The organism is Streptomyces viridosporus, from assembly GCF_002078235.1.
Classification (GTDB): domain Bacteria; phylum Actinomycetota; class Actinomycetes; order Streptomycetales; family Streptomycetaceae; genus Streptomyces; species Streptomyces viridosporus.
In genome coordinates this window covers 1-6,104 of record NZ_MSGP01000698.1, presented here as the reverse complement: position 1 = coordinate 6,104, position 6,104 = coordinate 1, and the positions used below count along the sequence as shown (strand labels likewise).

Sequence of the window (6,104 nt, the reverse complement as noted above, 5' to 3'; positions counted from 1 at the left end):
CCTGGTGGAGCCGCTGGAGCGCTCCTTCCAGCCGCCGCCGCTCCAGCGGCTCCACCAGGACTACCGGGGTCACCTGGCCGCCACCCTCAGCCGGGGCGGCGTCCGGGGCGACGCCGGGGACGGCGGACGGGAGCTCCTGGAACGCGTCGTGGAGCACTTCTGGAGGGCGGTCGGCGCCCGCGGCGGCTGACCGGCCGGGAACCGTGCCGCGGGTGCGGGCGCCGACCGGGCCCCGGGGGCCCGGCGCCCCTAGAAGACCGACTCCGCCTCGTCCATCCGGTCCTTCGGGACCGTCTTCAGCTCCGTGACCGCCTCCGCCAGCGGCACCATCACGACGTCCGTGCCGCGCAGCGCGGTCATCCTGCCGAAGTCGCCCCGGTGCGCGGCCTCCACCGCGTGCCAGCCGAAGCGCGTGGCCAGCACCCTGTCGTACGCCGTCGGCGTGCCCCCGCGCTGGATGTGGCCGAGGATGACCGGCCTGGCCTCCTTGCCCAGGCGCCGCTCCAGCTCACGCGCCAGGGCCGTGCCGATGCCCTGGAAGCGCTCGTGGCCGAACTTGTCGATCTCGCCCTTGCCGTAGTCCATGGTGCCGTCGGCCGGGTGCGCGCCCTCGGCGACGCAGATCACCGCGAACTTCTTGCCGCGGGCGAAGCGCTCCTCGACCATCTTGACCAGCTGGGCCGGGTCGAAGGGGCGCTCGGGCAGACAGATGCCGTGCGCGCCGGCGGCCATGCCGGACTCCAGGGCGATCCAGCCCGCGTGCCGGCCCATCACCTCGACGACCATCACCCGCTGGTGGGACTCGGCGGTGGTCTTCAGGCGGTCCATCGCCTCCGTGGCGACACCGACGGCGGTGTCGAAGCCGAAGGTGCGGTCGGTGGAGGAGATGTCGTTGTCGATCGTCTTCGGGACGCCGACCACCGGCAGGCCCGCGTCCGACAGCATGCGGGCCGCGGTCAGCGTGCCCTCGCCGCCGATCGGGATCAGCGCGTCGATGCCGAAGTCGCGGATCATGTCGGAGGCGTTCTCGCAGGCCTCGCGCAGCCGGTCGCGCTCCAGCCGGGAGGAGCCGAGGATGGTGCCGCCGCGGGCCAGGATGCCGCTGACCGCGTTGAGGTCGAGCGTGCGGTAGCGGCCGTCGAGCAGTCCCGAGTAGCCGTCCTCGAAGCCGATGACCTCGTCGTCGTAGTTGTCGACCGCTCGGTGCACGACCGACCGGATCACTGCGTTCAGGCCGGGGCAGTCGCCGCCTGCGGTGAGAACTCCGATACGCATCGTGCTGTGTCTCCTGGTCGCTGTCGATACCGGTGAGCCAACCCCGATTGTTCCATGCCGCCCCCGGCGACGACGCCCCGTCCCCGTTCCCGGGTGCCGGTCCGTCCCGGTCCGTCCCGATCCGGGTGCCCGTCCGGCCCGGCCCTCGACCCCGATGGGCAGGCGACGCTCTAACTATCGACAGAGGTATTGTCAAGAGGGTTCCACTCACCTGGGTGGGCGATTTTTGCACGGCCGGAGTGACCGCGGGAACCCGACGAACGCGAGGCCCCCGAGGAAACGGAGAGCGCGTGACCCGCAGCGTGTACGTGACCGGTATCGACCGCGGCGACGGCCGCCAGGTCGTCGAGCTGGGTGTCATGGAGCTCCTGACCCGGCAGGTCGACCGGGTGGGCGTCTTCCGTCCCCTGGTGCACGACGGGCCGGACCGCCTCTTCGAACTGCTGCGCGCCCGCTACCGGCTCACCCAGGACCCGGCGACCGTCTACGGCATGGACTACCCGGAGGCGTCCGCGCTCCAGGCCGAGCGGGGCACGGACGAACTGGTGTCCGCCCTCGTCGGCCGGTTCCACCGGGTCGCCCGCGACTACGACGTCGTCCTCGTCCTCGGCACCGACTACGCCGACACCCAGTTCCCGGACGAACTGAGCCTGAACGCCCGGCTCGCCAACGAGTTCGGCGCCTCGGTGATCCCGGTCGTGGGCGGGCGGAAGCAGACCGCGGAGTCGGTGCGCGCCGAGACCCGCAACGCCTACCGCGCCTACGACACCCTGGGCTGCGACGTGCTCGCCATGGTGGTCAACCGGGTCGCCCGCGAGGACCGGGACGAGATCGCCGAGCGGCTCTCCTCCCGGCTGCCCGTGCCCTGCTACGTCCTGCCGGACGAGCCGGCGCTGTCCGCCCCGACCGTCTCGCAGATCGCGCACACCCTGAACGCGAAGGTGGTGCTCGGCGACGACTCCGGGCTGGCCCGCGACGCCCTCGACTTCGTCTTCGGCGGCGCCATGCTGCCCAACCTCCTCGCCGCCCTGACCCCGGGCTGCCTGGTGGTCACCCCCGGCGACCGCGCCGACCTGGTCGTCGGCTCGCTCGCCGCGCACAGCGCCGGCACCCCGCCGATCGCCGGGGTGCTGCTCACCCTGGACGAGGTCCCCGGCGACGACATCCTCACCCTCGCCGCCCGGCTCGCCCCCGGCACCCCGGTGCTGTCGGTGCCCGGCAACAGCTTCCCCACCGCCGAGCAGCTGTTCTCCCTGGAGGGCAAGCTGAACGCGGCCACCCCGCGCAAGGCGGAGACCGCGCTCGGCCTCTTCGAGCGGTACGCCGACACCGCGGAGATCGACCGCCGGGTCTCCGCGCCCAGCAGCGACCGGGTGACGCCGATGATGTTCGAGCACAAGCTGCTCGAACAGGCCCGCTCCGACCTGCGGCGGGTCGTGCTCCCCGAGGGCGCCGAGGAGCGGGTGCTGCACGCGGCCGAGGTGCTGCTGCGCCGGGGCGTGTGCGAGCTGACCCTGCTCGGTCCGGTCGACCCCATCCGCAAGAAGGCCGCGGACCTCGGCATCGACCTCGGCGACACCCAGCTGATCGACCCGGCCACCTCCGAGCTGCGCGACTCCTTCGCCGAGAAGTACGCGGCCCTGCGCGCCCACCGGGGCGTGACCGTGGAGCTGGCCTACGACGTCGTCTCCGACGCCAACTACTTCGGCACGCTGATGGTGCAGGAGGGCCTGGCCGACGGCATGGTGTCCGGCTCGGTGCACTCCACCGCCGCGACCATCCGGCCGGCGTTCGAGATCATCAAGACCCGCGAGGACGCCCGGATCGTCTCCTCCGTCTTCTTCATGTGCCTGGCCGACAAGGTCCTCGTCTACGGCGACTGCGCGGTCAACCCGGACCCGGACGCGGAGCAGCTGGCCGACATCGCCGTGCAGTCGGCGGTCACCGCCGCGCGGTTCGGGGTGGAGCCGCGGATCGCGATGCTGTCGTACTCGACGGGCACCTCCGGCTCCGGCGCCGACGTCGACAAGGTGCGCGAGGCGACCGAACTGGTGCGCGCGCGCCGTCCCGACCTCAAGATCGAGGGGCCGATCCAGTACGACGCCGCCGTGGAGCCCTCGGTCGCGGCGACCAAGCTGCCGGACTCCGAGGTCGCCGGGCAGGCCACCGTGCTGATCTTCCCCGACCTGAACACCGGCAACAACACCTACAAGGCCGTGCAGCGCTCGGCCGGCGCGATCGCCGTCGGCCCGGTGCTCCAGGGCCTGCGCAAGCCGGTCAACGACCTGTCCCGGGGGGCCCTCGTCCAGGACATCGTCAACACCGTCGCCATCACGGCGATCCAGGCCCAGTCCCCCGCATCGTCCCCGAGCGAGAAGGCAGCCGCCCCGTGAGTCCCTCCCGTGTCCTCGTCCTCAACTCCGGCTCGTCGTCGGTGAAGTACCAGCTGTTCGACATGCGCGACAGCAGCCGGCTGGCCGCGGGGCTGGTCGAGCGGATCGGTGAGCGGACCTCCCTCGTGCGGCACACCCCGCTCGCCGCGGGCGGCGGGAGCCGGGAGCGCTCCGGGCCGATCGCCGACCACGGCGCCGCCCTGAAGGCGATGGCCGAGGAGCTGGCCGCCGACGGGCTGGGGCTGGACTCCCCGGAGCTGGCCGCGATCGGCCACCGGGTGGTGCACGGCGGGAAGCACTTCACCGAGCCGACCGTCGTCGACGACCGGGTGTGCGCCGAGATCGAGCGGCTCGTCCCGGTCGCCCCGCTGCACAACCCGGCCAACCTGACCGGCATCCGCACCGCCATGGCGCTGCGCCCGGACCTGCCGCAGGTCGCCGTCTTCGACACCGCCTTCCACACCACGATGCCGGAGTCGGCCGCCCGCTACGCGATCGACGTGGAGACCGCCGACGAGCACCGCGTCCGCCGCTACGGCTTCCACGGCACCTCGCACGCGTACGTCTCCCGTGCGACGGCGCGGCTGCTCGGGAAGGCGCCCGAGGAGGTGAACGTCATCGTGCTGCACCTGGGCAACGGGGCGTCCGCCGCGGCCGTGCGGGGCGGGCGGTGCGTGGACACCTCCATGGGGCTGACGCCCTTGGAAGGGCTCGTGATGGGTACGCGGTCCGGAGACATGGACCCGGCCGTCATCTTCCATTTGATGCGTGTCGGCGGAATGTCCGCCGACGAGATCGACACCCTCCTCAACAAGAAGAGCGGCCTCGTCGGTCTGTGCGGGGACAACGACATGCGGGAGATCCGCCGCCGGATCGACGAGGGCGACGAACGGGCGCAGCTCGCGTTCGACCTCTACATTCACCGTCTGAAGAAGTACATCGGTGCCTATTACGCCGTTCTCGGGCGGGTGGACGCGGTGGCCTTCACCGCCGGCGTGGGCGAGAACTCCGCGCCGGTGCGGGAGGCGGCCGTGGCGGGTCTGGAGGGGATGGGCCTCGCGGTCGACGCCGAGCGCAACGCCGTGCGCAGCGGCGAGCCGCGGCTGATCTCGCCCGAGGGGGCACGGGTCGCGGTCGCCGTGGTACCCACGGACGAGGAAATGGAGATCGCCACCCAGACATACGCACTGGCCGGAAAGAACAACTGAGCGGCCGATTCCTCATTTGTATTTTCCGCCAGACGGAATATTCCGCTGCGAAACAAACCGATAGGATCGCCCCCATGCGCCGTTCGAAAATCGTCTGTACTCTCGGCCCCGCGGTCGACTCCCACGAGCAGCTCGTCGCTCTGATCGAAGCCGGCATGAACGTGGCCCGCTTCAACTTCAGCCACGGCACGCACGCCGAGCACCAGGGCCGGTACGACCGGGTCCGTGCCGCCGCCAAGGAGACCGGCCGGGCCGTCGGTGTCCTCGCCGACCTCCAGGGCCCGAAGATCCGCCTGGAGACCTTCGCCGAAGGTCCCGTCGAGCTGGTGCGCGGTGACGAGTTCACCATCACCACCGAGGACGTCCCGGGCGACAAGACGATCTGCGGAACGACCTACAAGGGCCTGCCGGGCGACGTCTCCCGCGGCGACCAGGTGCTGATCAACGACGGCAACGTCGAGCTGAAGGTGCTGGACGTCGAGGGCCCCCGGGTGAAGACGATCGTCATCGAGGGCGGCGTCATCTCCGACCACAAGGGCATCAACCTGCCGGGCGCGGCCGTCAACGTCCCCGCGCTGAGCGAGAAGGACGTCGAGGACCTGCGCTTCGCGCTGCGGATGGGCTGCGACCTGGTCGCCCTGTCCTTCGTCCGGGACGCGGTGGACGTCGCGGACGTCCACCGCGTGATGGACGAGGAGGGCCGCCGCGTCCCCGTCATCGCCAAGGTGGAGAAGCCGCAGGCGGTGGAGAACATGGAGGACGTCGTGATGGCGTTCGACGGTGTGATGGTCGCCCGCGGCGACCTCGCCGTCGAGTACCCGCTCGAGAAGGTCCCCATGGTGCAGAAGCGCCTGATCGAGCTGTGCCGGCGCAACGCCAAGCCGGTGATCGTGGCGACCCAGATGATGGAGTCGATGATCACCAACTCCCGCCCGACCCGCGCCGAGGCCTCCGACGTGGCCAACGCGATCCTGGACGGCGCCGACGCGGTGATGCTGTCGGCCGAGTCGAGCGTGGGCGCGTACCCGATCGAGACCGTGCGGACGATGTCGAAGATCGTCCAGGCGGCCGAGCAGGAGCTGCTCTCCAAGGGCCTGCAGCCGCTGGTGCCCGGCAAGAAGCCGCGCACGCAGGGCGGTTCGGTGGCCCGCGCGGCCTGTGAGATCGCCGACTTCCTCGGCGGCAAGGGCCTGGTGGCCTTCACCCAGTCCGGCGACACCGCCCGCCG

At 71.5% G+C, this 6,104-nt stretch carries 4 protein-coding genes and 1 pseudogene; 4 read left to right on the top strand and 1 reads right to left on the bottom strand.

The features are described 5' to 3' along the window. Positions 1 to 190 (top strand): annotated as a pseudogene (locus B7L92_RS36040) (XRE family transcriptional regulator); the annotation flags it as partial. A gap of 59 nt (positions 191 to 249) precedes the next feature. Here the strand turns inward: B7L92_RS36040 and B7L92_RS36035 are convergent. Further along, positions 250 to 1,275, bottom strand: a complete 1,026-nt coding sequence (locus tag B7L92_RS36035) for an ATP-dependent 6-phosphofructokinase (RefSeq protein WP_004983263.1) — start codon at positions 1,273 to 1,275, stop codon at positions 250 to 252. Between the two features lie 290 nt (positions 1,276 to 1,565). Between B7L92_RS36035 and pta the strand changes: the two genes are divergently transcribed. From pta to pyk, 3 genes are all read left to right on the top strand, one after another. Further along, positions 1,566 to 3,668 carry a phosphate acetyltransferase gene (pta, locus tag B7L92_RS36030; RefSeq protein ID WP_081241398.1) on the top strand — a complete coding sequence of 701 codons (2,103 nt, stop codon included), beginning with the start codon at positions 1,566 to 1,568 and terminating at the stop codon, positions 3,666 to 3,668. Continuing rightward, positions 3,665 to 4,876 (top strand): acetate kinase, encoded by a 1,212-nt coding sequence (locus tag B7L92_RS36025; RefSeq protein WP_081241397.1) that lies wholly within the window; start codon positions 3,665 to 3,667, stop codon positions 4,874 to 4,876. Before pta ends, B7L92_RS36025 begins: the two co-directional genes overlap by 4 nt. 74 nt (positions 4,877 to 4,950) lie before the next feature. Then, positions 4,951 to 6,104, top strand: a 1,154-nt coding sequence (gene pyk, locus B7L92_RS36020) for a pyruvate kinase (RefSeq protein ID WP_081241396.1), incomplete at its 3' end; no start/stop codon positions are given.

Excerpts from the sequence above, each read along its gene's own strand:
- B7L92_RS36035 (WP_004983263.1), bottom strand. The coding sequence starts at position 1,275 with ATGCGTATCGGAGTTCTCACCGCAGGCGGCGACTGCCCCGGCCTGAAC.